Consider the following 25501-nt stretch of genomic DNA (forward strand, 5'->3'; position numbering starts at 1 on the left):
TATTGCGGGCTACAATTCATCTATTTCTAAAAACTCAACTAACTCATTCGGGAATAAGTCTTCGTTAAAATTGTCCATTCTATTTATTGCATTCCAAATCCCAATACTATCTTTATCCCCCTTCTCATAATTAATCAACTTCTCCAATTTAGGTATATTAAAATGTAGCTGATTCAACTTGGCTTCATTTATCAATCGCCAATTGGTGGTCATCATCGCTTTTTTAGTCCCTAGACTTAACTCTTCTCCTTTTACGTTATAGGCTTTTATTTCCTCAATCTCTATATTATAAAAGTCACTATTTTTGTAATCTTCCTCACTTGCAAAGTTCATTTTACTAACAAGATCATAATCAAAATCAAAATCATTTATAACAAAGTAATCTAATCCAAGGTGTTTACATAAATTGATAAGTACTAGTGCCGTGATCTTACCATGGTGAGGAATAATAGCTATGTTCTTGAAATTTAGATAAGTGTCAGAGTACTTATGATCATTTGTTCTTTCTAATACCTTTCTTCTTATTATTTCTTTATACACCATCATGTCATTCGGTCCTTCCACAAGAAGAACTTTCCTACTAAAGATTATCTTATTTAAATTAGGTTCAATAATCTTGATATAATTATTATAATCTTCAACTTTGTCTATAACCTCATTATTATCAGCTTCTGTAATTTTAACGGCCGGTGAAAACTCTAGTGTTGATTCATTATATTTTACTTCTGTTTGCTTCTTCTTTTCATCGAACTCTAACCTTACTATGCTTTTGGTATCAAATATATCTATCATTTTATCTGAATGCGTAGTATATATCACCTGATGGTTATTTTCCGCCAAACCACATAATACAGTTTTGTAAAAATACTCTTGATGATTTTCGTGTAAAAAACTTTCCGGTTCTTCAAATAAAAAGAGACACTCATCTTCAGTATTTGATTCTGCTATTGCTTGTATTACAGCCATTACGAACATTGAAATGTAACCATCACCAAAGTGTTCAAGTGGTATCAAATTTCCTGCATCACCATTAAGCCCTATTTTGAACATCATTTCTAAAAATATATCTTCGTAATCAGGCAACCCAAATTCTATATTACAATTATTATCTCGAAGATTTTTGGAGTAATTTAGTTGTATTTTTTCTACAAAGTCATTTAACTGCGAACCAAAAAGTATCTTTTTAGTCGCCTCATTTATTTCAGTTTTAAAGTTATCTTTGTTTCTTTGCATTTTTTGATCAGTCTCTACTAAGCTTTGAATATGTTTTGCAAGAAATGAGGTTAGGTTCCCCCAACTCGTTTTTTTAGTCGAAATCTCTTTTTTAATTTCATGAAAGTTGATATAAAAAACTTTATAATACTTGGATGCCCCAAATACTCTGTAGTTAGGAACTTTTCTTTCCCAATCTACATATGAATTAACCTTTACATCTTCAATTTCCTCACCATCTAAATTAATATCTAGATAATGATACCCTGTCAAATCGACAATCTTTCCATCTACTCTCTTTTCTGAACTACTTGTTACTCCTGTAAGTATCTGTGGAATATTCTTAAAACTTCTATTATGAAAGTCGTCTCTTGTAAAAGTGTTTATATTTACGTATTTTTCGCGGATGCCATATAAAATGGCATTAAGCAAATTAGTCTTACCAGCATTGTTATAGCCTACAATTGCAATTGGCTTTTTATAATCTTGAGTTGGAAAAGTAATGGATTTCATCTCACCAAAGGAGCGATAATTTTCTATTTGTATCCCTCTGACTTTGATACTACTCATGTAAAGACCCCCATAAAATTTTACTCTTGACTATTTAAATGATAAAAACATAATCCTTAGTAATAAACAAGAAGATAAATAATATTAGTGGCACATTTTATTATATTTGCCGTTTATAATCAGTTTCTATAATAGTTAACAACTCTTGAATAAATAAAGTTACTTTTTCATAGTCTTTTATCACTCGATAATTAACAAATCTCATCGGCAATCTTATATTGTGATCAAAGGATGAAAGCGTTGTCACACTTGGAGAGTTCCTATGTGTCATTTTGTTTCTATAATCAGATATAAACTTATGATGGCCTTTCATTTCACCATCAACCTCCAGATCCTTCTTTTCTAAATACATGAATATATTATTTGCTAATTCCTCTTGCTTTTGTTTTTTGAAAAATCCTTTATAATACAAAGAACGAGGTGAGACTCCTATATTGAAATACTCGTTATATAACTGACCTAGCAAATCCCATAACACTACAGTTCTAAATATTGCATTTTCCACATAAAAAATGGCTTCCATCTCAAATTCATTCGCCGGTTGGAACAATTCCACTTTTTTATAGTCTTGTATATAAATATTTTCTAATGCTTTGTCTAATGATTTTTTAATAAAAAAATTTGTATGTCTAATACTTCGATGAATTGCCTGAAGATTAAAATGTTTATTTATAAAAGAAACATCATTGTGAGAAGACATAAAACCAACAACTTCTTTTCCTTCCATACCTTCCACTTTAAAATTATTGAATACTTCTATAAAATCATTTGCTGTTAAAATCTCTTTTAACTCATCTTTTTCTTTTAACAAATCTACCATTAAAAGCACCACCCAATCTTCTTATATCCATTTACTTCCAATAGTAAAACATGCCTGTACACTAAACTATTATGTTTATGATACAGGCACATTTCCATTTACTTTTCACTTCTATTACATGGTACAATTTCCTAATGACAAGGATTTATGGTCAACTTCGACTTAAATGTTATAGTTATTTAAATAACTAGACTTCTGACCTCAGCGTCTTATATACATCCGCTGCAATCAATGAATAAACAGCATTAAAAAATGTATCGTCCGCCCCAATTAGTCTTTGATAAGCCTCTGTATTCTTTGTGTATTCGTCCATTACCCGATCCACAAATATATCTTTAAAGTGGCTGTTTTCGAACATTTCCTGGCTATTGTTTTTTGCCATGTTTACAATTTTCGCATCACGTTCTTCTGTGAATGATTTCATCTAACGGGTTTCTCTCTTCTACTGGCTTTACGATTGCGTTAAATTCTTCTGAACGTTTTAGTTCTCCGCCCCCATTTTCAGCTTCCTTTCTCTTCGGTACATGTCAAAATGGAGAACCTTCCTGCTCGCTCACTGTCACTTCGACAAACTCAAAGTTTTTCATTATATTCGTATAACCAAAATCGCAAAGGCCATCCACTTGTTCGACAATATTTTTATAATCGATAATCATCTTTTTTATTGCTCAGTCATTGTAATAGCCTACTCTCATGGTAAAATAGTGGTAAAAGTAAAATGAATGGATGTGTTGATAATCGAAATTACTAAAATGATTTTGGATTTTATCGCCAATCTTGTGACATCGTGGCCATTTATTATTTTTGTCATAGTGATTTTTTTTCATAAAGAAATAGGTGATAACATTACCAAAATATTTGATTTGTTAACAAGATTAAAGTCTTTCAAAGCTGGAGATAAATCTATTACTTTTAGTGAAATACTTGCTAATATTGATAATGAAAATGAAGATTCAGGTCAACGTGAAAGCATTCCAGAAACAAAACCTGAGTGGGAATTCACTCCGTTAGACGAATTCGAAAAATTAGCCATACTCCGTCCTGATTTTGCTATTTTAGATTCATGGCAATCAGTTGAAAAGCGCTTGTCCAAAATCAGACAAAGTGAAGATGATAATGTCGAATACAAAACACCAATGAGTATTTTGAAGACTATGGTAAGTATGAATATGATCTCTCAACAACAATTTCATTACATAAGGGCAATAATGTCATTACGAAATGATGTGGTACATAGTAACTTTGGGTCTATAACATATGAAGATGCTTATAGATACCGAAATAACTGTATTGAGATAATTTATATGTTAGACTCTATCTCTCCCCAATAAATGCCATCTATTGCTCTAGTGCCATATCCCAATACCACCAATAATCTAACTTTGGTGGTATTTTCATGTGCGTTACGTCATCATTGATAATGAAGCAGCAATCGGGCATGTACGCAATATTACTTGCTGAACCGTTGCGTACTTTAGCAATTCACCGTCATTTTTATCAACCGAAGATAGTGTTCTCACCGAAAGTCATTCGAACTAGTAAAACAATTATAACACTTATTATTTTATAATTGACCGAAGTACCTTGCTTTTTCATGTTCGTCAGAAGAATGATTTCAAAAGTACAATTTAACGCTGCGACAAGAATAGAGAAATGATTAAGAATAAAGAGTGTGAACACTCTTGGCAGCCTCTCTTGCTACTTCAGTGCAATCATAAGTAAGTTCGGCAATTGCTTGAATACTGTTGGCATATTTTTGTTCCAATTTTAGCCTATATATTCATACGGTAGATTCATTTCTGTAACTAGTTTTGAACTTGCTATAAATTCCTCATTCATATAGTCCATCCGTTACCTACTGTAAAAAGTGTTTTCACTCTGATACGTTTATCACAGAACTTGTTGCGCTGGTCCGATTGTTTAGCATCGTCTTTTTGCATTGCTGTATTATCTAATATCAACCACTAAAACATTAGGTTATAAATCTTCTTGTGCAAACTGCACCGCCAATCTAGACATATCAATATTATTTACTTTAAAGTCTGATCCTATATAAACTACTAATTCCAATCTATTTGTTCTACTATTCTTTCGAACGTCCCCAATCCCGGTAAAGAGAACTTGATTTCCACGACTGAGTAAACGTTCGATTGACCAAAATTTATTTAGATAGCTATTGTTTAATCGTTCGGCGATAAAAGCTTCTTCAAAAACCACTGTGATTATCTCGTTATTATACTCAACGACTATTTCCGCCACTTCTTCTACTTTTTTAATGCTTTTTACTTTCCCCATTATCAATCTAATTTCACCAATATCTGTTTCCGTTATTTCATCAACATATCGTTTAGAGATATTTTTCCTACGATGCACGAGTTCATCTTCATAAAGGTCACCATCAAACAATACCATCTGCATGGAACTTGCACTCTTCTTTGTATTCGTAGTAATGGCTCTAGGTTTTTGATTTCCAGAGCTAGTTCTTTTTTTCTGTATAGCTCCTTTTTCTTCATCAGTTAAATTCATAAGGATAAACGCTTCTCTTAAAGCATTTTGTCTTCTATTAAAAGGAATTTCTACACTAATTATTTGAGTTGTATTAGTACCTAGACTTATAGGTATTCTATCAAAATGAAAAATGCAGTCGATCGAATGTTCATCAAATCTCCAGGTTTTAAAATGCGATTTTCTACCACTGCTAAAACTAATTCTAGCTGGACAACCTTTTGTTACACAATGCAACTTTCCCTTCAATTCTCTTTCATAAAGACTCGGCGTTACTTCATCGAGGTAAATCTCTCTTTCAGTTTCATCCCCTGTCGAATAGATAGCACTCAAAATACGCATAAAATCCTCCTTGATTCTTTAAATTAGTGAAAACACGCTAAACATAAAAAGCGTATACTCTTAACACTTTTTTATCATATACATTATCTTTCATATATTAATAAACCTAAATATTCCATTTTCTTAAAATATAATTTTTACCTTGTATAAATGATTGTTTTGTATTTTTAATAACCAATAAATTCTTCGCAGAAATAAAACTTCAAACACAACATGTAGCGGTAACATAAACTCTACCATACAACATGTGGCTTACCAACTATTCTAATTTCCTTCTAATAGATTTGAGTATAAAAAAACAGCATGTCGAATGATATCCAACACGCTGTATAAATTATTCACTTAAACTTCCTCTTCAATTTCGGCACAATTTCTGGCAATGTCTTATGCAACTCCATGTTGTGAACGAGCTGGTTAGGTGTTTTTGGATTTTCTATCGAATGGTAGTCAACGCTTTTTGTGATATCTTCGATGTATGGAATTTCATCTGGCTTCGTCACCGAGTAGGCATTCACTGCTTTTTCAAAGATGACCTCATTCACGCCCCACTCTTTCGAAATCTTATAAATTTCCTTTTTTAATTTTGCATTTTTCCAGTTTTCGTATGCATCGTCGAAATTAACATTACTTGGGACATTTCCTGGTTCGATTTCTTCTTGGACGAACTTTTTCAATAACTCCGCCTGATCGTACTCTCCCATATTGCTCACTTCTTCAATATGTTGATAAATTAATCGTAAGGTTTCCGCATCGACTGTTTGTTTACCATTTGATGTTGTCGCTTCACTTCCGATGAGTTGGATAATATAGTTTGCATCAATCCGCTGTGCATGTGCTAATTTCGTCTCGCCTAACGGTAATACTGGTAAGTCTTCTCCTCCATCGTCTTCATCATCTCGCGTTAAGTTACGGTATGCCCCGACATATTGCATCCATTCATGTTCGGTCAAGCCAAATGCTTCATCGACCCACGCAAATTCATAATATTGCTGGATTGTATTGAGTTGTGCATTCGCTTGTTTAAATGCTTTGACGAACATTTCTTTCGCTTCTTCATTCGTTTCTAACTGTTGCCAAGCTGTCGGATCGGTCAATAATTGCTTCACATCTTGCGAATACTGAACGAATGAATCGACCGCTTCTGGATACGGTTCAACAATTGCACTACTGCTCGTTCCGCCACTTCCATATAAAATAAGTGCCTCATTCACCATTTGCTCTGTTAAACGTGGATATTGGAAATTGACAATTGAACCAAATTCCTTCTCTTTCCCGTAAATTCGGTTCGTTCTCGAATACGCTTGAATTAGCCCTTGAAGTGCGAGTGTCCGGTCTACATACAATGTATTAATGAACTTCGAATCATAGCCTGTTAATAATTGGTCAGCAACAATCACTAAGTCGATATTCCTCGGATTTCGTCCACTTCCACCACGCGTTGCACGTTCGACTAAATCTTCATAATAGGCTTGTTCTCCGCGCCTTGAATCACCATAAGCATACTCAATTCCTGTAAATGCAGCGTAGTCTTGGAACATTTTCTTAATGAGTTCTGGGTCTGTCGGTTCCTGATCTGCATCCGAACCAAAACTAAAGGTCATCGCAACGTTCACGGACAAGTCATCTCGCGCTGCCAATTGCCTTTGGAACTCTTCATAATAAGCAATCACACGCTGTTTAAATGCAACTGTTAGAATCGCATTAAACTTTTTATTTTGCGACTGATCCATCCAGTGGTCAAGTATTTCTTCTACAACCTTTGGGATATGGGTTTCATCATGATAATAAAGCAACTTCCGCTTCCGTGCTTCCTTTTCAACATCAAGCTCCGACCATTCATACACATCACGCTCTACTTCTCTTCTTGGCACTTCAGGTTGCTCTTCCTGCAAGGCATCTACAATTTGTCTGCGCAAGGCGTCATAACTTTCAAATTCACCGGTGTTGATGTAATCAATATGGAAACCGAGAACGTTTTTATCTGCAATCGCTTCATCAATCGTATATTGGTGTAATAAAGGACCGAATAGCTTTTCCGTCGTATTCACAAGCTCGCTATTCTTGTTAATCATTCCCGCAGCTCTATTTTCATCAAATAAAGGCGTACCGGTAAACCCATAAAACAAGCCATTTTTACGGAAATACTCTCGAATCGTCACCATCATGTCACCCATCGTTGTGCGGTGTGCTTCATCGATAATAAATACAAATTTCTTGTCTGCTAACTGATCACCCTTCGCATCCATTAAGTCTTTCACAAGATTATTCAGCTTAAATGTGGTCGTAACAACAATCCCATTACTAGGAGATGTCAGCTGTTTACGAAGCTGATATGTATGTGCTGTATCGTCAACGGTAACTGCTTCATACTGCGCATACGCTTTAAAATTTTCGCTCGTACGACTATCTAATTCTTTCCGGTCCACTAAGAAAATGACTTTATCGAACCCAGCTCTTGTCGATAAAAACAGCGCCGTTTTAAAACTTGTAATCGTCTTTCCTGAACCCGTCGTATGCCATACAAATCCACCATGTGGGATTTTGTCTTCGTTATCCCAACCCAGTGCAGCGCCTTCAATTGCTTGCAGGGCATGAACTTGATAAGAGCGTAATAACATATGACGGCGATTTTCTTCTTCCTTCGCCTCATCAATGACTAAATAATCCCCAACCATTTGATGTGCCATCGGAATCATGAGAAATTGCTCGACAACTTCTTCCCAATGATTGATTGGCTTATTGTTTTTATTTGCCCAATGGAAAACGAAACTAGGATTGAAATCTTTGATCGACTTCGGTGTCGCAAAATAACGCGTCGCTACTTCTGACGTCATGACCATCATTTGCGAAAATGCCATAAAGTTATTCGCATACTCTCCCGCTTCGTAATAACCTTTGAACTGGTTAAATGCTTCTTCCAATGATTTATCTGTACGCTTTTGTTCGATATTAATAAGAGGTAAACCGTTAATGAGTAAAACGATATCAAAACGGTGGCCATTCGGCGTTTCGACTTCTCGTGCAATTTGATAACTCGAATCGCCGCCACTCACTTGTGCTTTTTTGAAGATTGTTAAGGTTACTTGTTCTCGCATAATATTCGGGTTTGAATCTCGGTAAATGCCATCAATTTTCCCCGTCGATTGTTCCATCGCGAGGAGTTTCGCAGCTTCATAACTGTTGTCGAGCTGCGAAACTTTCATCATCACTTGCTGGAACTCACTGTCTGTTAGTGCAACACCTTCTAATACATCCGCGTTCAACCGATTCAATTCTTTCCGCCAATTATTCACCAAATCTTGTACCGTTACTCGTTGTTTATTGCCATCTAATACATCTGGCGCGCGCCATTTATATTGCTCAAGCTTCTGCACAAACTTCTCCTGAAATGCCTTTTCCGATGCATTTTTACGTCCCGTATCCAATGATTATCCTCCTCTCTACACAAACATTTCTTCTAAATACGCCGCTTTCATCTTCTTCAATTTCTCCAGCTTCGCTTCTTCAGTAGCAATTTGATTGTCGAGGTTTTTGAAGAATTTACCGATTTTTTGTTGTTCTTCTATTATTGGTGTCATGATGCTTATGTTTCCAATAGTATCCTTTGATAGACTTGGTACTCCGGTTGATTCATCGTACTTTCTCCATTTAATTGTGTTACATAAGTAATATAAATAATAAATATCGTAATCTTTTTTTGGTATCATATAAAATAATGTATCAACTGTCCAAAATGGAGCCTTTAAAAACTGGGGCTTATCGATAGTTCCTTTCCGACCAATCCCTATACCGTCGCTGGTTGAAAGTTGATCATTTACAGATAGCATATATCCACCCGTTCCATAAACTGGAATATTCCCGAATTTCAAATGTTTATAATCCATTCCTGAGTTTATTTCCGTCGTGTCTTTAATGGTTGATTCTACCCATTCCCCCTCAAATTCTCCAAACCGTCTTTTCGGTACGGTTTCGTCTTCTTGTGGGAACATTTCGGTTAAGTACGCTTCTTTTAAGGCTTTCACTTTGTCGATTTTTCGTTCTTGATTTGCAATCCGCTCGTCTAACACCTTGAAAAACTTGCCGATTTTTTGTTGTTCATTTATAGCATTAATCATAGTTAACTCTGTTCTTTTTAAAATCTCAGTATTGATGGAAGGCATAGTTTGACCTACTGCTCTCGTTACAACGTCATTTTTCACTTTTTTAGTATCTAATAAGTTTTGATTTTGTGTTGTTAATGCGTTGATATCTACAGATCCTACCCTTGAAAAGACAATATCATCTTTTAGCAATCTATAAGCACTTAATCTTGAATAATCTTCAGAAGATACCTGTGGTAATCCATGTGCTTCTACTGGTAAGAAACCTTCTTTAAAATGTTCTGTAGTAATAATAGGTACACCAGATTTCACATAATCTTTTGCATGTAAACTACTACCAAAAGGACCTGTTTTAATATCACTAATGTTTCCAAGATATTCTTTTTCCCACTCCCCATCAAACCCCTCAAACCGCCTCTTCGGCACCAACTTCTTTTCTTCCATCACTCTGTCACCACCAGCTCTTGTAGCATTGCTTCAAATGCTTTTTCAAGTTGTTTGCTTTCTGCATCGATTGTTTCTAATGTGTCACGGTAACGTTCTTTGAGTTGTTTTAATATGTCGAGTTCGTCTTTGAGTGGTTGCTCGATTAATGTTGTCATGGATTGAGTGACATTTCCGAACCATTTTTTGTACATGAGTTGATCGATTTCAGCGTCTGTTAATTGTTCGATTCGTTCTTCCACTGCGTCGTTCAGTGCTTTTTCTTCGTCTCGAATGGCACGATTGAACTTTGTACGTTGTTCTACGAGTTTTCTCACTTTCGTAAGGAGTCGATGGGCTTCCGACTCTTCTTCCACTTCTCTTAGTTCCGCACGAATATTTCCAATCGTGAAGTCGTCTTCTCTAGCGTTTAAGGCATCCCCTAATGCATCCGCTTCTTCACTTTCTTCTACTTTCGCCGCTTCAACGAGTTCATTGATTTCTTCGTTGATCACCCCGACTTCTTCTTTTTTCGCATCCATTTCTTCTACTTCCGTTGTGTACAGTTCTTGTAAGATCAATTCATTCGAGACAATGGCGCCTACCCAACCGTCTTGTTCTGTACGTTTTGTGCTACCAGAACCTTTTACAACCATATTTGGTTCACGTGTTTTTCCAACTTCATAAAAATCGCTAAGCACAATTTTCTCCGTATCTTCTGCGAGCCTCTCTTCCCACAATTCCGCAATGATTTGGTAGCCTGCGTACACATCGACATGTTTAAATTGTGCCAAGACGTCTTTAATCTCTGTTAGCATTTCTTCTTTTAACGGCCCGATTTCATCGACGTCTGCGACTTGTTTTAAACGTTCCCAGTAGGCCGCCGTATACGTTTCAACTGCTGTTGTGAGTGTTGCAATTTTTTCTGTCACCTGCTCATGTGCTAACACATCTTCTGTTAACACATCAACAGATTTCGTTAGTTCCACATATCCTGGACGAACTTCTTCACAAGCTGCATATAGCACATCTTTCGTGAAATCGTGAAGGACGGTTAACTTTTCGAGTTGACGCGTTGGAATGCCGCCGTATAAATGTGCTTCAACATCATGTGCAATGTCTTGTTCAATCGCTTCAATATAACGTGGAATGTTTAAGTTATACTCATTTTCTTGAATTTCTTTTAATGTCGCGTTATGGCTATAGCCGATTTCTTCATTACGTGTCACATACGTATCGACAATTTTCGCGATATCTTTTTCTTGTAAAACGTTTTGTCTACCTTCTTTTATAAACGCTTTTGATGCATCAATCATCAGCACAGGATCACTTAGTGAACGATTCTTTTTCAAAATCATCACTGTTACTGGAATCCCCGTATTCGTAAATAATTTGTCTGGTAAACCAATCACCGCGTCGATGAGGTTTCTGCCAAGCAAACGTTTACGAATTTCCCCTTCTGTACCTCCACGGAATAACACACCATGCGGCAGCACAATTGCCATCGTTCCTGTTTGTCCTAAGTGGAATAAGCCGTGTAATAAAAAGGCAAAATCCCCTTTCGAAGCTGGTGGGAGTACACCTGCAATTTCAAAACGTGGGTCCGTTACTTTCAAGTCTTCCTGATTCCAATTTTTGACCGAATACGGTGGGTTCATCACAACCGCGTCAAATTGAACGCCTTCACTTGGACGTTCTGGATCTTCAGGCCAGTCTTGTCCCAATGTATCACCGTTTTTCACCGTCATTTTTTCTGGTCGAACACCATGTAACAATAGGTTCATACGGGTTAAGTTATACGTCGCTGTATTTTTCTCTTGTCCGTAATAGTGAAGATTTTTACGTTCATCTGCAGTTAAATGTTTGCTCACGGTTAATAGTAATGATCCCGAACCAACTGTCGGGTCATAGATTGAGCTGATGTCTGTTGATTTGGCAACGATTTGTGCCATGACCTCACTTACTTGTTGAGGCGTATAGAATTCCCCGGCTTTTTTTCCAGATTCCATTGCAAATTGACCGATTAAATATTCGTACGCATCCCCTAGTACGTCACCTTTTTGTAATGCAACCATGTTTAAATCCGCAAATAACTCAATCAATTGTCGAACGTTTCTACTACGCGCGTTTAAGTTACTGCCTAAAGCAGTATCAGTTAAGTCAATTGTCGAACTAGAGAATAAGCCTTTAAAGTCGTCAACATCACCTGTTGTCGCAACTGTACGTTCAAAGCTTTGAAGACTCTCCGTTACTTTTTCAAGTTCAAACGACCCTTCACGAATATCTTTCAGCCATCTTTGATATAAATGTTGTGGTAAAACGTAATACCCAAGAATTCCTTGGATCATATCAATTAAACCGTCACCGTAGCTGTCATATGCTTGTTCATATGCCCCTACAATCTCCGCTTCTGTTCCACTTTCACCACTTGCTGTTTTATATGCTTCTAACGTTTTGTCACTTAAAAACTTATAGAACATTAACCCGAGCATATAGTCTTTATAACGACTGGCATCCATCGACCCACGAAGGTCATTCGCACCGTCCCATAATCTTCTTTTAATATCTTCTGATGTAATCATAATTTTGTCTCCTGTATCTAATCGTTTATTTATTAGTTAAAGCTCTACTTTTGAATGTTTGCCTGTATATCATACAATTCGATTCTTCCTTTAAATTGTACCATACGAAAGTACCTTTCAAACAAGAAACCCTTGCTGTTTAAGGACTTGGTACAAGGTTACAAAGACAAAACGTATTTTACTATAATCAACGAATTGATCTATCGCTATATCTGCTTCCTGAACTAGTCTAGAAAGCTGTTAAACTCACCCCTTGATAAGCGGTAGTCATTTCTAGGATATCTTACCTTTTGTTTAGCAAATGCATCCAATACAAGCCTAATCAAACAATTAAAAGCTCAATATATCCATGTTTAATATTGTCTCGTTGAGGTGTACTTATAATGAACAAAAAACATAAAAATGAACGCCAAATTAAAGGGGGCAAGTGTCTGCCAAACACCTCCACCCTATTAACAATTGCCTAGATGCTATTATATCTACTTACTATTCATGACTGCAAAACGATCGTTTATGACTCCTAACTGACATGATAAGGAAATAGTATATATTTTTAATCAAGTACCATCTATAGTAGTACTAATGTTTAAAAAAGGGGGCGGCGATATGAATGTGAAAAACTCAGTAAACGGAGGTGGGAAAAAACCAAATTTTTGGGGACGATCCAGTATCAAACTTACTCAGGAATTTAAAGATATGATCTACAGTCAATACAATAGCCAAGAGACATTGTATATTTATTGTGACTGCTCCATGAATGGAAAAGGTAATATGATGTCTATCGCTTGCTCCTATGTACAAAAGGGATCTGTAACTGTCAATAGTAACATTATTTATACACCAAGTGATTGTAGGGGTAAAAATATATACGGGGAATTACAGGCGATAGTTTCGGGTCTATTAGATTTTGAAAATCATATAGATGGATTCAACACACATGTAATTATTTATTCCGATGTCAATCATATCAATCAGATTCTTAGCTCTAAAGTGACATTTAAAAAAGGGCTATCCTTAATAAAACAGCAACAGACATTAATACAATTTTTAAATTTGAAGCAGACTCAAAATCCAAATCTTAAAATATCTATAGAATACTTACCAATTGACTTTAAGTACTATAACCCTTTTGCAAAAAGCGCTCATAATGCGGCAAGAAGGCTATTAAACAAGCCCATATAATCCCTGAGTATATAAAACGTGATATAACCTGTCTCGCCCCCCGTAGATAGGTAAATTTATTTTTCAAATAATTATTGGCAATTAGAAAGGAGAATTTTATCGATGTACTTATTATCGGATCAACCGGATATGACCGGTCTATTTATCAATCAAAACACAAAGGTTCGGGTTCAAAAATTAACTGAAGAAGGAATTGAAGTAATCATCCATGCCAGGGGAGATAAATTAGGTTTCATTCCTTATTGCAATTTATTAACAAATATAAATCAGCTGTTTAAAGGAAAATCGCTCTATGTTCGTTACCTTGGTTATAATGAACGTTATCTCTTGCTTACCGAAGAAGGGGCCTAAACGTTTACCGAAATACGTTTTATTCACCATCGCACTTCAAGGTCCTTTACACAATGTAGAGATTGAAAGGTATCTTAAATTTTGTAGAGCGATTCGGGATAGAAAAAATATAGAACAAAAATCGTCGAAAGGTTTATGCGCTTCGACGATTTTCTAACTTTAATAACAATGAAATTAATCACCTCGTAATAATGTAGCTTTGCAATTTACTACGAATAGAAGTTCCTGCGCGTTTTACTTTGTGATTAAAAACACCTCATAGAATTCAACGCCTAATTGGTTTGTTATTTTTTTTGCAACCGCAGGACTAGGATTTTTCTTATGATTAATAATTTGGTTAAAGTAGTTTTCACTCATGCCAATCAGTCTTGAGAATTTACGTTGGGAATATCCTTTTTCAATTAACATAGCCCGTAGTTTATCTGAATCCTTAACGTTTATTTTCATCATTAATGCACCCCTCTTATTTTTAGTTATTGTTAGATAATTAAAAAGAGAAAACGCCATGCAGAGGTAGCAACATACACTTGTTTTGCTGCCAACCCTAAGCAATGGGTTTTCCCTTTTTATGCTAAACCTATTTTGGTACTAAAACCTTACATAAATATTTTAACAACGATTACCAATATTTTAATAGATTAAACACATTTCTTTATTTTAATTAAATAGCATCTGAGCCATTTTTTCATTGTCTTGTTTTGATAACGTTTCCCTCACACTTTCTTCAGGCAGACGTAGCGGAAATGTCAATTTTTCAATTCGGCTTTTAATCCTACCGGCAGGGTACTTTCTTTCTAATCCCTCTACAGAAACATTGGATGTAATAATTGTAGGTCTACGATAATTCATACGGTCATCCAATATTTGTGTTAATATTTCCTCCGACCACTCGGTTGCTTTCTCCACTCCTAAATCATCTAGGATTAACAAATCTGCTTTCTTGAAAGATTCGATTAGATCATACACCCCTACCTTGGAGTTGCTTTGATTCATTTTGTTTTTAAGTTCGGTCAGCATATTAACGACCGAGATATAAAGGGCATTCAATTCGTACCTCTTAATTAACTCGTTTGCAATAATCATAGATAATAGTGACTTACCTGAACCCTTTGTCTGGCTATAAAAATAGAAACCTTTACCCATGTCCTCAAATTCCTGATACCGGTCAAGATAACCTGTGACAGCCTGCTTAGCATATTTTGCCAGCCTCACACTGTAGTCTGTTTCATACATATCAATTTTGAAATCATTCATTGTTTTGTCTGTATAGTCAGTTGGAATTCCTGCAGACTTAATTTTACGTAGTTGCTGTTTATATTTCCGGCATTGACATATTACCATATAGTCATCCCCTGGTTTATTTTCCTGATGAATTTGTCCCCTGCCATCACAAATCCTAAAGATACATTTATCAGATGCCTTTGTTAATATTCTTGGTTTTTCATATGATTTTGGATTCATATCTTTGGAAATATTCATCTCCGGCAAAATATCCTGTACTTTCTTCATCTTGCAAGACCTCCTGAGTATTTTTATAAGCTTGGTCAAAAATATAATTTGCTACATACTGAAATGATTGAATGGCATCACGTTCATGCTGTGGTTTGAATTGCTTGAAACATTCTTTAATCCAATCAATCACCTGATAAGTGTCCCAATTTTTTCGAACTACCTTCCACATTGTCTTTTGATCGTAATCAGATAACCGTGACCGTGTTTTCTTACTTAACCTCAAATAGGTTTCACAGATTAAATCAAATTGATTTAAATGATTATTTTTCTCGCCATCTTCATCGACTTCTTTGGATGATGAAGTCTTTGGGATATTCTCTGAAGTAATCTTTGAAGTAATCTCTGGTATTGCAGCACAATTTTCGCGCTTCGAATCACAATTTTGACCATTCAAGTCATTATTCTTCTTATTCGAAACATCAATTTTGTAGTTTCGTGACAGTTCGGGATAATCCTCCAATTCATATCCCATTTTTTGCAAATCAAACATTAACTTCGTTGAATTTACACGGTATTGAAAAGTTTTATCCCACTTGTATTTCGGGTTATTTCGCCTACTTAAATAACCTTGATCTACTAATTTTTTTAAATGCTTACGAAGCGTAGTGATGGATATACCAAGCATTACTTCATCGGCAAGTTCTTCGGCCGTCTTGTAAATCCAGCCTTTGGATAATGTCGAATTTATTGACTTATCATTTTCCCCTACCCGTTTCTTCTCCTCGGCAATATATTGATCTGCATCTTTCGTCCTTTTTGACCAATAGATGAACTGGTTCAATATGACGGCCTCTTCCATGCTACCGGTCAATTTGAATAGCTCTTCTTTTATAACGACCCTTTTTAACTTTTTTAATTTAATAGAAATCAACTCCTTGTCACTTTTGCTGTTTTAACTCAACTTTAGTTATTTGCAGTATATGGCCTTGAACAGTCGTTCTACCTAAACCTTTTTTTATCAATCCTTTCTTTATTTCGGCGCCTACGAATTTTTGGCAATAAAAAAAGAGAAAAACCAAAGATAGACGCAGCAAAATAGACACACATGAAGATGTGTATTTCACTACTTCCTCTTGGGTTTTTCCCTTGTTGTTGAGAAAGTCGAATAATATATTTATTTGTAAATCATTATACATCGCTCTCTTTATTTTGCAAGTCCTTTTACATTCTTTTTATTATTGACCACTATTTATTAAATTAGATCACATTAATAAGGCTGGAAATACTAAAGATTGAAAAAGAACCCGACCTTTCACCATTCAGGGAAAGTGTATTACCCAAAAGTAATGGTTGCAGTAAGCAGGCTTTTGTATAGCCGACATCAGCATTGAAAAACAAAATGATAAACAATGTCCCAGTGTTAATAAATATTTATAATTAAAACTGAAAGGAGAACCACTTTGTCCTATGTCCTTAAATAACATTATTTATGAACGCAATGAATGGGTTGGCTATTGTATCAAGCTTCCATTTACCTTTTCCGTGTACAGCTATATAAACTTTGGCTGCAGCCCATTTAAGAGACTAATTATGTAACCCGTTAAATAGTAAAATGTAATAAGTTATACAAACGCAAAAAGGGTATGAATGTCCTAAAACATCCATACCCTTTCTTAAATTAATTTGAATGATATTTTTCCAACAACTCATATATAGCCAATGTATACAAATCCGACAGTCGTAAACGGGTTTTGGTGGCAAGCATTTTCATCTCTTCCATATATTCAGGTTGTATCGTAATAGTTGTTCTTACACCTTTATCCACTAATTTTAACTGCATTAATGCTTCATGAATTGAAAGGTCCCTAGAAACATTCAACACCCCAGACACTGTTTGGGTTGTTTTCGCTGTCGTCATACGCTTTTTGGAAACGACGTCCACATCTTTTGGCTCCTCATCGGGATCACCAGTATACACCCATCGTCCTTCCTGATTCACTTTATACATCAATCTTTTCAATCTTCCCTGCAAAGTTGATCTTCCGAATCCCAGCTGCTCACTTAAATCATAAACATTTGCACCTGTCGCATTCAAATGATTAATAATTTCCTCTGCCGTTTTCATTCGTCATCTACCTTTCATCAAATAGTCATCAGTGATTGAAACTAATCACGTAGCCTTTCATAAGCAATGTACCTGAATAACTTCTATATTCGAAGACCTGATGACCTTTTTAATCAAAGGGATGCTTTTATGTATGGCAACGAAACAATACGAAGATATGTAATTGTAGAAGGCTGCAAATTGATACAAAGCCCTACTTGTTTGAGTAACAGGCTAGTCATTCACCATGAATGGCTGGATACATAACAAAATCAAGAGGTTACCATTATCCGTTACCAATGATAGAGGCCATGTACAAACGCATTCATTTCAATACTTCCCACAGTTTCCCAATCATTTTTAAAACCATATTTCCCATTAGATACGATTAATGGATACCAATATACACCACCAAGATAGTAAGTAATACACTTATATCGCAATTAATCTAAGTGGATTTATCAATTTCGCGGGAGTAGTTACTATTAATAGAGACCATGACGCAAAGTTGATATTATTCAGTTTCGATAACCTAGATATGCCTTTTCAATCATCCAGCCTCTATCATCGGTCACCTTCTATCGTTACCATATAATATTTTCCGTTTTATTAACCTTAAAAGCCCAAGCTATTTGATGTAGAAGGCTGTTACGTAAGCGTATATGCCCGAACCGGCAAATGTTCGTTGATTTCAATACTTTTGCAAAACATCTCCTTCTCAAATCACTTTATCCTATCAACCACAATATCTCGCCACCCAGTCAACACAATGATCTGTTTCAACATCGCAAAGGCAACCCAAGGATCATAAAATAGTTTTTGGGGGCAAGTTACCACAATCACCTATACAATCTTCCATTTTCCCTTCAGAATGGGTATTCATCGGTTATTTCGCTTGGCTGCCGGATCAACTAAATTAACCCTTGTAATTTTTTCAATGAACATTCTATATATGCATATTGTTTTTGTCACACAACGATTTTTTCCCTCGGGTTCATACCCCCAATTGGGTATAGTATAGTGTACCCAATTAAGGGTATGAACGGATTCATAGGCCTAAACCCCGTTACCGCTTGATATAAATGGGTTTCTATGATTGCTTTTACGTCTTCCAAGCCGACTAATACCCTCTGGTAGCCCTCAACACGCTCCAACTTTTCAATCCTTATGAGACCCCGTTTTGAGGGTAGTATCGCGGAGTAGCAAAGGGGGAACTAGTTACTAGTAAAGGATTATTAACCCCTTTCCGAAATGCTAAAATTGATTGGTATATAAAGATTTACTTTAATTCTTCGGAGTCTATACGCGGCTCAAAAAATTGTTCTCTAAAAACATGGAAAAACCATTTCCTTTCTACCAGATATTCGAGTCTCCATGAATATTCCATGCTATCGAAAAAAGCTATTATTGAGTCACGGAAAATTTTCATGCCGTGGTTCCCATGAATACTATAAATCTCATATTTTAATCTATAAAGTTCTTGATTCATCTTCAGAAAAACACCAAATACCCGTGCCGTTGTCCAAAGCGATATCAGCCATGTCTTGCAACGTTACATTAAATTTTGTCGTAAATAGCATTTTCTCATATTTTAATATCTGTGGATTAATAATATCTGTGGATTAATGTGAATATGTAGGAAGTGTAGCTCATTATCTTCTTGTAAACTCTCCCTAATAAAGTTTTGTTCTGCAGCAAATTTACGTAAATTGGAACATTACTTACTAGTGCAGTTGTGTTTGAATTTATGACTTAATTAAGAAGAAATCCAGATATTAAAGGACCGGGATAAAATAGTAGTCAAGTATATATGGGGACATTATGAATTAAAAGTGGAGTTGTTATGGCACTTAAATAGTACATAATTGAAAAAATCCCCTTCCTACTACCAATAGGAAGGAGATATTGCTACAGGACACCATTATATTTGTCCACAGTAGCCGTGGCTACACTATCTATTTATTGTCTTCATTTTTTTTGCAAACTACCTTACCGTTAATTTATTAACGTAAATTCAATCCGGCCATATCAACCGTGAATAGATCACATGACTTGTCCATGAGCATCTCAAATTGATCAGCTGTAATTTCACTTGATAATCCCAGTAATGACTCAGTAACCAGCATACCTACAATTCGATCACCCGCCTCATTTACGGAATATGTTTTCATATCCGATTTAAGATATTGTAATGAATTGGATGCATCGTGCTTATATTCTCTTTTAATCGTACGCGTTTCTACAACCTCTGTACCTGAATTATTCATATTATAGTTTATCGAAAAATGATAGGTGATCTCTTTCCCTATGGATAATGTGTCCATTCGAATATTCCTCCGTTTCTATATGCTAGCAATAGGATTCTACCACTTGCTACTCTTGCCGTTATTCCAAAATTAACCCGTAACTGACACCCCCTTTATTTGTTTGGTAATAATTTATCAACAAAAAATGAAAAACCATCTTTAAATGCTGTACGATAAATTATCTTGCTTTGCTCTTCCACATGTTCGTATACATGGTTTCGAAGATCTTCAATTAATTCATGTGTTTCTCTTTCACCGAGGTCTTTAATACTTGAGGAAAGCCTTTGTTCTAAACCCTGATAAACGCCCTCCATAGCCGTTGCAAATTCTTTGCTAGTCAATATACTATCTAGCCGATTTTGAATTAACTCATTAACCACTTTTGAATAACCATCAATCATCTATACACTCCCCTCATTCATCAAATGAATATATCACATTATCGAATATACCATGTAATATATTGATTGTAAAACGAGAAAATAATACGATGATATAAACACAACGGGAGGAAATTTATCATGAACGATTTTCAAGCTGGTAATTTGATCAGAAAACTGAGGAAAGAAAATAACTTAACAATGGTTAATTTCGCAAGGGAACTTGGACTTTCCCAGCCTTCCCTATCACGTATAGAAAGCGGTAACCAAGAAATCACTTTATCCCTATTGGAAAAAGTATGTACAGTTTTTAATATATCATTGAGCGAATTTATTCACATGTTAGAGGATAATAGTAGGCTACAAAGAATTGAGTTTAGTGAAGATGATAAAGTGGCGACCGAAGAGGAGCTTGATATAATTTTATCTGAAGTATTTGCAACGTTATCATTCGATCAGAAAAAAGGATTCTATGCGTTGTTATTACCTTATATAAAAGACTAGGACGAACATCCGTTTTGATTATTAGGGTATCATAATTCGCTTGGTCAAAGGAATCTCTTTTCAAGTTTTTCTTTTTAGTTCTATCTCATTCGCCGGATATATCAAGTGACAATGCCAATAAAGAACATAAACGTACATTGAAAGGGCTGTAACCAATAAATGCATACGGGAAAAAAGTGTAATAAGTAAAATAATGTCGGGGGAAGGATAACAAATGACATGGGGTAAGAAATAAAGCAACAAGCACTTCACCAACAATACGAGAAAAACATCGAGGAATTAAAAGATATCGGGATTCACTATGTTCCGCTAAAGGAATATCTAAATAAGGATGCATATGAATATGCAACCGGCCTAATTCCAACTTATAAGCCATCCATATTAGAGCAACTAAGAATATCCATACGGAAATAAAAAAGTGAACTTTAATTCTGAAAAACATTGTTGCATTGCAAGCAGTGCGGAATGTAATTGTATGTGGTCTATATCTTACAAAAGGAAGTGTTAACATAATAACGGGTTCGGTTGATGGGGAGAAAACGCTGAAACGCTCTTCAATTGTCATCCTAATCAGCATATGTTTCGCACCATAAATCAACAGTATAAACAGCATTAAAAACGCACAATCTGTGCGTTTTTACTAGCCGTATTTTTTTTGTAACTTCTATATTCCTTACCCAACAACCGCGCCTGATTGTTTAACAAATACTGCTTTTCTTTGTTGAATCCAAAGAGTAAATGCTAACTCTCATTACTCCACCGTCAATGACTACCATTAAAGTAATTAAAGCCCCCCCTGCCACTAAAACAATTCAAAACGTTTGGAATAGCTTGAGGGACAGGGATGCTAATTAAACAACAAACTTTTGGTATTTATCAATCAATAGTCGAGTGTCACCCGCCAATTTTCGGAAGGCGTATCATTACTCTTGTTCCTACATTTAGTTTACCTTCTATCTCAATCTTCCCTTGGTGCGCATCTACTAACGCCTTTACGATGGATAACCCAATTCCCATCCCGCCAGTTTTTCTATCCCTTGATTTATCGCCACGATAAAATCTTTCAAATAGATACGGCAAATCCTCCGCAGCAATGCCTGTGCCTTCATCGCAAATAATAAATCCAAGATAATCATCAGACTCCTCGATTTCAACTGAAACAACGTTGCCCGCCGGTGTATACTGAAGTGCGTTGTTGATTATATTGGTTAATATCTGAATGACACGATCTGGATCTGCTATGAACCAACATTCCTTTGTCGGCTTTTCAATATTTAAGTGTACGCCTTTTTCCAAGTATGACGGTGTAAAATGTTCTTCTATTAGCCCCAATAAACTTCTTACTTCTATCCTAGTTTTTTGAAGCTTTATTTGTGGATTTTCTGCAGCAAGTAACTTCTCCATTTCATTCACAAGACGAACTAGCCGCATTAACTCGTCATGACTTTGTTGTAATCGTTTAGGGGTTGGTTCAAATACACCGTCTTGATACGCTTCTATTTGACTTCTTAACGTTGCAAGCGGTGTTCGTATTTCATGAGCAAAGTCGGCTGTAAATTGTTTTCGTAGCGCTTCTTCTTTTGAAAGCGACTCAGCAAGTTTATTAAATGATTCAGCGAGCGGTTTCATTTCGTCTGTTAATTCTTGAACAGGTACTTGCGGATGCAATTTATGTTCTTGTAGGTCCCGAATTGCTTTTGTTAATTTTTCGAATCCGGCTGTTAATCGTTTTGCAAACAATAGGCTGAACAAAATGGCTAATATTACCGTTACAATGACGGCAACAAAAATATTTGTTTTTATAGATCTTATAAATACAACTTCCTCGCCTACCATTTTCTTCGGAAAATAAACTTCCATTTCGCCAATGGCATGATCATCAACGATTAGGTCATATGCTATCATTTGATATTCGGTCTCTATTGCCCTGCCATGCATTCCCATATGGCCCATCATTCCAAGCATCATCGTAGTATCTCCTACGATTTGTCCGTTTTCATCAATGAGTCTATAATATAAATGATCAGTCATTGCTTGCTGGTGCATTAAATTAGCCAGTTGTTGATTCACAAGAATCCCTGTTCCTTGATAAGTTTCTATTGCTTGTTTTTCAATTATCGAACTGCTGTCCTCACGATTTTTCTGCAAATATTGATTAAATTGATTTTCAAATCCCCATAAAACAGAAAAACTTGTTAGAAGAATGCCAGAAAAAGAAACAATTAATAGATAGAGCAAAATTTTAGAACGAAGTGTCCAACGCATTTGAGGTGCCTCCAAACTTATACCCCATTCCAAATACAGTCTGAATATAGATTGGTTGCCTGGAGTCAGCTTCTATTTTTCTCCTTAAATTCTTAACATGGGTATCAATACTTCGTTCATATCCTTCATAATAAGCGCCGTCTTCCTGTACTTTTTCCAATAATTCAGCGCGACTGTATACACGGCCTGGATAACTTGCCATCGCAACCAATAATTTATATTCAATTGGCGTTAAAGAGACAATTTGATGATTCAATTCAACCTTCTTTTTAAAAAGATCTATTTTCAATTTCCCATGATTAAATGATAAAAGTTTTTCATTTTCCGTTTTATTAACTCTTCGTAATATCGCTTTTGCTCTAATTACTACTTCCCTTGGGCTAAATGGTTTGGTAACATAATCATCTGCCCCGATGACTATTCCATTAATTAAATCTTCTTCCGCTGATTTTGCTGTTAACATAATAATAGGTACATCATTGTCTTTTCTAGTTAATCTGCAAACTTCTTCCCCCGATATGTCTGGAAGCATGAGATCTAATATAATGATATCTGGATCATTTTCTTTTATTTTTTTTAATGCTTCTATCCCGTTAGATGCCAGAAAAATTTCCCAGCCTTCCTTTTCAAAGTATGCTTCTAACACTTCAAGAATCATATCTTCATCATCAACGAGAAGGATTTTAGTCATTTAAAAACCCCCTTTTTCCTTATAGTACCACCTATTCATGTGCAAATGAAAATCTTCACGACTTCCACATAAGTTCCCCATAAAATCTACATATCGCACATATATGATGTAAGTAAGAAGAGGAAGGAGATGTTGACGATGAAAAAATTATTAGTCGGGTTTATTGCCGGTGCGGTTCTATTTGGAGGTGCAACTTTCGGTTTTGCACATTCAACAGGTAATGAATTCTTTGATTTTGAGGATATGAAACCACACATGGAAGAAATGCATCCAAACTTCTCTCCACAGCAATATGAGCAAATGTATAAGGATTGTCATGGTGAAAACGGCTTTATGCATCCTCACATGAGAAGCCGGCATTTTAATGAATAATTTCTTTGTAGGAGAAGATTTCAATGATGGGTGGCTATGGATTTGGGATGATGGGATATGGATTTATCGGATGGGCATTTAACCTTCTCGTGATCAGCATCGTCGTTTATTATGCCGCCAAATTGGCAATGAAAAATTACGATAAATAAAAACTGTGATAGAAATAAGCTGTCCATCAATATTAGTGGACAGCTTTCTCTTTTTCTCTTTTCATCAAGTATTCTCGTGTGTAAGAAAATTATTTAGCCGATAGTTCGCTTTCCGTTACCCACTTATGATTTGTAACTTCTTCCCCGTCAGTAGTCGGAGTGGAATCAATCATATAGACAGTAGTTTTTTTCGGCCGAATCAATTTCAGCTATTGCACCTTTCATCCCCTTCATATGATTTGCTTCTATAGTGACCTCAGTTCCTGACTCCAATTCTTTATCATTGGCATCTTTTATCCTTTCTTGGATAACCCATTTATGATTTTCAACTCTTTCTCCACCAGTTACCGGTGTATAAGAGATGGCGTAAGCTGTTGTGTCGTAAGCGCCAACAATTGTTGTTACAGCCTTTCATATGATCTGCTGTAACAATTGCTTCACTTCAACTTTAAATGTCGGGTTTTCAGCGACTTTCAAGCTTTCAGGGACTTCACCTGAGCTGGAATGATTCATTTTCATTTCCATTTCCATGTCTTCTTGCTTCGGTTCATTATTGACATTTGTGTGTTTTTCATTGCTCGTATTGTTCCCGCATCCGCTTAAACCAATGACCACTGCGATACTAAAAAAGTAATTGCTTTTTCATTAAATTAACACTCCTTTTCTGAGATAAGCATAAAAAAGCTATCCAAGAACTATTCTTTCTTGAGATAGCTTAAAATTAAACTTCCTTCCCTTTTTTAAGCTGCCATTTTCCTGCACACCCCTGCACACTTTCGGCACGCTTCAGCACAGCTTTGGCAATGGTCGTGATTATGCTTTTCGCACTCCCCCGCGCAGCGTTCACAAACTTCTGCACAAAGTTCTAAAATTTGCTTGGTAAAAGTGCTATTTCGTGTAATGGCTTGTGCAGTAAACGCACATATATCTGCACATTCGCGGTCCAAACGGATACTATCAGCCATCATCTCCATATCTTCCTCTTTCAAGCACGCATCAAAACAGACATTACATGCCTCCAAACATTCTAACAATGCCTTTAGACATTCTTCGTATTTAGTATTCATGAAATCGCCTCCGAATATAGTTGTTGTCGGAAATATTTTTCCCTTCAAAAGCGTTTTCAAACTGAAAAGAAGAAACTCCTCAAAAAACCCTTATTTCCATTAGAATTATTGCGTATAAATTTAA

At 35.8% G+C, this 25501-nt stretch carries 23 protein-coding genes and 1 pseudogene; 7 read left to right on the plus strand and 17 right to left on the minus strand.

What is annotated here, in order from left to right:
* Positions 1–9: 9 nt before the first annotated feature.
* The 3 genes from AB1H92_RS08210 to AB1H92_RS08220 all read right to left on the minus strand — a co-directional run bounded on the left by AB1H92_RS08210 (position 10) and on the right by AB1H92_RS08220 (position 3026).
* Positions 10–1782: an ATP-dependent endonuclease gene (locus tag AB1H92_RS08210; RefSeq protein ID WP_115360754.1), complete on the minus strand. Its 1773-nt coding sequence runs from the start codon at positions 1780–1782 to the stop codon at positions 10–12.
* Between the two features lie 100 nt (positions 1783–1882).
* A complete protein-coding gene (locus AB1H92_RS08215) occupies positions 1883–2602 on the minus strand; it encodes a Cthe_2314 family HEPN domain-containing protein (RefSeq protein ID WP_134268495.1) in 720 nt (239 codons plus the stop codon).
* Positions 2603–2789: 187 nt separating this feature from the next.
* Positions 2790–3026 (minus strand): hypothetical protein, encoded by a 237-nt coding sequence (locus AB1H92_RS08220; RefSeq protein WP_115360752.1) that lies wholly within the window; start codon positions 3024–3026, stop codon positions 2790–2792.
* Between the two features lie 298 nt (positions 3027–3324).
* Here AB1H92_RS08220 and AB1H92_RS08225 point away from each other — a divergent pair, with 298 nt between their 5' ends.
* Entirely contained in the window at positions 3325–3933 is a 609-nt protein-coding gene (locus AB1H92_RS08225; protein WP_115360751.1) for a hypothetical protein, read from the plus strand.
* 65 nt (positions 3934–3998) lie between these two features.
* Positions 3999–4172, plus strand: a complete 174-nt coding sequence (locus AB1H92_RS08230; RefSeq protein ID WP_166739506.1) for a hypothetical protein — start codon at positions 3999–4001, stop codon at positions 4170–4172.
* Positions 4173–4579: 407 nt separating this feature from the next.
* On the opposite strand, the gene AB1H92_RS08235 is transcribed toward AB1H92_RS08230, so the two are convergent.
* From AB1H92_RS08235 to AB1H92_RS08250, 4 genes are all read right to left on the minus strand, one after another.
* Positions 4580–5449, minus strand: a complete 870-nt coding sequence (locus tag AB1H92_RS08235) for a hypothetical protein (RefSeq protein ID WP_115360749.1) — start codon at positions 5447–5449, stop codon at positions 4580–4582.
* A gap of 338 nt (positions 5450–5787) precedes the next feature.
* Positions 5788–8874 (minus strand): type I restriction endonuclease subunit R, encoded by a 3087-nt coding sequence (locus tag AB1H92_RS08240; protein WP_115360748.1) that lies wholly within the window; start codon positions 8872–8874, stop codon positions 5788–5790.
* Positions 8875–8889: 15 nt separating this feature from the next.
* Positions 8890–9993, minus strand: coding sequence for a restriction endonuclease subunit S (locus AB1H92_RS08245; RefSeq protein ID WP_115360747.1), 1104 nt, complete (start codon positions 9991–9993; stop codon positions 8890–8892).
* The gene (locus AB1H92_RS08250; protein WP_115360746.1) at positions 9993–12554 is read right to left on the minus strand and encodes a type I restriction-modification system subunit M; all 2562 of its coding nucleotides are present in this window, start codon (positions 12552–12554) and stop codon (positions 9993–9995) included. The genes AB1H92_RS08245 and AB1H92_RS08250 overlap by 1 nt, the downstream gene beginning before the upstream one ends.
* Positions 12555–13160: 606 nt before the next feature.
* Here AB1H92_RS08250 and AB1H92_RS08255 point away from each other — a divergent pair.
* Together AB1H92_RS08255 and AB1H92_RS08260 are read left to right on the plus strand one after the other, a co-directional pair.
* The gene (locus AB1H92_RS08255) at positions 13161–13736 is read left to right on the plus strand and encodes a hypothetical protein (protein WP_115360745.1); all 576 of its coding nucleotides are present in this window, start codon (positions 13161–13163) and stop codon (positions 13734–13736) included.
* A gap of 102 nt (positions 13737–13838) precedes the next feature.
* Entirely contained in the window at positions 13839–14087 is a 249-nt protein-coding gene (locus tag AB1H92_RS08260; protein WP_115360744.1) for a hypothetical protein, read from the plus strand.
* A 234-nt stretch (positions 14088–14321) separates the two neighbouring features.
* Here AB1H92_RS08260 and AB1H92_RS08265 read toward each other — a convergent pair whose 3' ends face one another.
* The 6 genes from AB1H92_RS08265 to AB1H92_RS08290 all read right to left on the minus strand — a co-directional run bounded on the left by AB1H92_RS08265 (position 14322) and on the right by AB1H92_RS08290 (position 20350).
* Positions 14322–14537, minus strand: coding sequence for a helix-turn-helix transcriptional regulator (locus tag AB1H92_RS08265; protein ID WP_166739507.1), 216 nt, complete (start codon positions 14535–14537; stop codon positions 14322–14324).
* Positions 14538–14744: 207 nt separating this feature from the next.
* Positions 14745–15596, minus strand: a complete 852-nt coding sequence (locus AB1H92_RS08270; RefSeq protein WP_115360742.1) for an ATP-binding protein — start codon at positions 15594–15596, stop codon at positions 14745–14747.
* Positions 15529–16470, minus strand: coding sequence for a winged helix-turn-helix domain-containing protein (locus AB1H92_RS08275; RefSeq protein WP_115360741.1), 942 nt, complete (start codon positions 16468–16470; stop codon positions 15529–15531). Before AB1H92_RS08275 ends, AB1H92_RS08270 begins: the two co-directional genes overlap by 68 nt.
* Before the next feature lie 747 nt (positions 16471–17217).
* The gene (locus tag AB1H92_RS08280) at positions 17218–17664 is read right to left on the minus strand and encodes a ribbon-helix-helix domain-containing protein (RefSeq protein ID WP_115360739.1); all 447 of its coding nucleotides are present in this window, start codon (positions 17662–17664) and stop codon (positions 17218–17220) included.
* A 1982-nt stretch (positions 17665–19646) separates the two neighbouring features.
* Positions 19647–19967: a hypothetical protein gene (locus tag AB1H92_RS08285; RefSeq protein ID WP_115360736.1), complete on the minus strand. Its 321-nt coding sequence runs from the start codon at positions 19965–19967 to the stop codon at positions 19647–19649.
* A 95-nt stretch (positions 19968–20062) separates the two neighbouring features.
* On the minus strand, positions 20063–20350 hold the full coding sequence (locus AB1H92_RS08290) for a hypothetical protein (RefSeq protein ID WP_115360735.1): 288 nt from the start codon (positions 20348–20350) through the stop codon (positions 20063–20065).
* Positions 20351–20470: 120 nt separating this feature from the next.
* Here AB1H92_RS08290 and AB1H92_RS08295 point away from each other — a divergent pair, with 120 nt between their 5' ends.
* On the plus strand, positions 20471–20833 hold the full coding sequence (locus tag AB1H92_RS08295; RefSeq protein WP_115360734.1) for a helix-turn-helix domain-containing protein: 363 nt from the start codon (positions 20471–20473) through the stop codon (positions 20831–20833).
* An 894-nt stretch (positions 20834–21727) separates the two neighbouring features.
* Here AB1H92_RS08295 and AB1H92_RS08300 read toward each other — a convergent pair.
* Both AB1H92_RS08300 and AB1H92_RS08305 read right to left on the minus strand, forming a co-directional pair.
* Positions 21728–23098, minus strand: a complete 1371-nt coding sequence (locus AB1H92_RS08300) for a cell wall metabolism sensor histidine kinase WalK (RefSeq protein ID WP_115360733.1) — start codon at positions 23096–23098, stop codon at positions 21728–21730.
* Entirely contained in the window at positions 23076–23789 is a 714-nt protein-coding gene (locus AB1H92_RS08305; RefSeq protein ID WP_115360732.1) for a response regulator transcription factor, read from the minus strand. The genes AB1H92_RS08300 and AB1H92_RS08305 overlap by 23 nt, the downstream gene beginning before the upstream one ends.
* 138 nt (positions 23790–23927) lie before the next feature.
* On the opposite strand from AB1H92_RS08305, the gene AB1H92_RS08310 reads away from it, so the two are divergent.
* On the plus strand, positions 23928–24161 hold the full coding sequence (locus AB1H92_RS08310; protein WP_134268497.1) for a hypothetical protein: 234 nt from the start codon (positions 23928–23930) through the stop codon (positions 24159–24161).
* Between the two features lie 23 nt (positions 24162–24184).
* The gene (locus AB1H92_RS08315; protein WP_256594303.1) at positions 24185–24310 is read left to right on the plus strand and encodes a hypothetical protein; all 126 of its coding nucleotides are present in this window, start codon (positions 24185–24187) and stop codon (positions 24308–24310) included.
* Between the two features lie 89 nt (positions 24311–24399).
* Here AB1H92_RS08315 and AB1H92_RS08320 read toward each other — a convergent pair.
* Positions 24400–24956: pseudogene (locus AB1H92_RS08320) on the minus strand (YdhK family protein).
* A gap of 94 nt (positions 24957–25050) precedes the next feature.
* Entirely contained in the window at positions 25051–25377 is a 327-nt protein-coding gene (locus AB1H92_RS08325) for a four-helix bundle copper-binding protein (protein WP_115360730.1), read from the minus strand.
* Positions 25378–25501: the final 124 nt, after the last annotated feature.

It is taken from the genome of Sporosarcina pasteurii (assembly GCF_041295575.1).
Taxonomy (GTDB): domain Bacteria; phylum Bacillota; class Bacilli; order Bacillales_A; family Planococcaceae; genus Sporosarcina; species Sporosarcina pasteurii.

Coding starts and splice junctions, on each gene's coding strand:
- AB1H92_RS08250 (WP_115360746.1), bottom strand. CDS start 12,554: ATGATTACATCAGAAGATATTAAAAGAAGATTATGGGACGGTGCGAAT.
- AB1H92_RS08315 (WP_256594303.1), top strand. CDS start 24,185: ATGATGGGTGGCTATGGATTTGGGATGATGGGATATGGATTTATCGGA.
- AB1H92_RS08305 (WP_115360732.1), bottom strand. CDS start 23,789: ATGACTAAAATCCTTCTCGTTGATGATGAAGATATGATTCTTGAAGTG.
- AB1H92_RS08295 (WP_115360734.1), top strand. CDS start 20,471: ATGAACGATTTTCAAGCTGGTAATTTGATCAGAAAACTGAGGAAAGAA.
- AB1H92_RS08255 (WP_115360745.1), top strand. CDS start 13,161: ATGAATGTGAAAAACTCAGTAAACGGAGGTGGGAAAAAACCAAATTTT.
- AB1H92_RS08285 (WP_115360736.1), bottom strand. CDS start 19,967: ATGGACACATTATCCATAGGGAAAGAGATCACCTATCATTTTTCGATA.
- AB1H92_RS08300 (WP_115360733.1), bottom strand. CDS start 23,098: ATGCGTTGGACACTTCGTTCTAAAATTTTGCTCTATCTATTAATTGTT.
- AB1H92_RS08245 (WP_115360747.1), bottom strand. CDS start 9,993: ATGGAAGAAAAGAAGTTGGTGCCGAAGAGGCGGTTTGAGGGGTTTGAT.
- AB1H92_RS08265 (WP_166739507.1), bottom strand. CDS start 14,537: ATGATGAAAATAAACGTTAAGGATTCAGATAAACTACGGGCTATGTTA.
- AB1H92_RS08260 (WP_115360744.1), top strand. CDS start 13,839: ATGTACTTATTATCGGATCAACCGGATATGACCGGTCTATTTATCAAT.
- AB1H92_RS08310 (WP_134268497.1), top strand. CDS start 23,928: ATGAAAAAATTATTAGTCGGGTTTATTGCCGGTGCGGTTCTATTTGGA.
- AB1H92_RS08230 (WP_166739506.1), top strand. CDS start 3,999: ATGTGCGTTACGTCATCATTGATAATGAAGCAGCAATCGGGCATGTAC.
- AB1H92_RS08280 (WP_115360739.1), bottom strand. CDS start 17,664: ATGAAAACGGCAGAGGAAATTATTAATCATTTGAATGCGACAGGTGCA.
- AB1H92_RS08220 (WP_115360752.1), bottom strand. CDS start 3,026: ATGAAATCATTCACAGAAGAACGTGATGCGAAAATTGTAAACATGGCA.
- AB1H92_RS08215 (WP_134268495.1), bottom strand. CDS start 2,602: ATGGTAGATTTGTTAAAAGAAAAAGATGAGTTAAAAGAGATTTTAACA.
- AB1H92_RS08235 (WP_115360749.1), bottom strand. CDS start 5,449: ATGCGTATTTTGAGTGCTATCTATTCGACAGGGGATGAAACTGAAAGA.
- AB1H92_RS08225 (WP_115360751.1), top strand. CDS start 3,325: ATGGATGTGTTGATAATCGAAATTACTAAAATGATTTTGGATTTTATC.
- AB1H92_RS08210 (WP_115360754.1), bottom strand. CDS start 1,782: ATGAGTAGTATCAAAGTCAGAGGGATACAAATAGAAAATTATCGCTCC.
- AB1H92_RS08325 (WP_115360730.1), bottom strand. CDS start 25,377: ATGAATACTAAATACGAAGAATGTCTAAAGGCATTGTTAGAATGTTTG.
- AB1H92_RS08270 (WP_115360742.1), bottom strand. CDS start 15,596: ATGAAGAAAGTACAGGATATTTTGCCGGAGATGAATATTTCCAAAGAT.
- AB1H92_RS08290 (WP_115360735.1), bottom strand. CDS start 20,350: ATGATTGATGGTTATTCAAAAGTGGTTAATGAGTTAATTCAAAATCGG.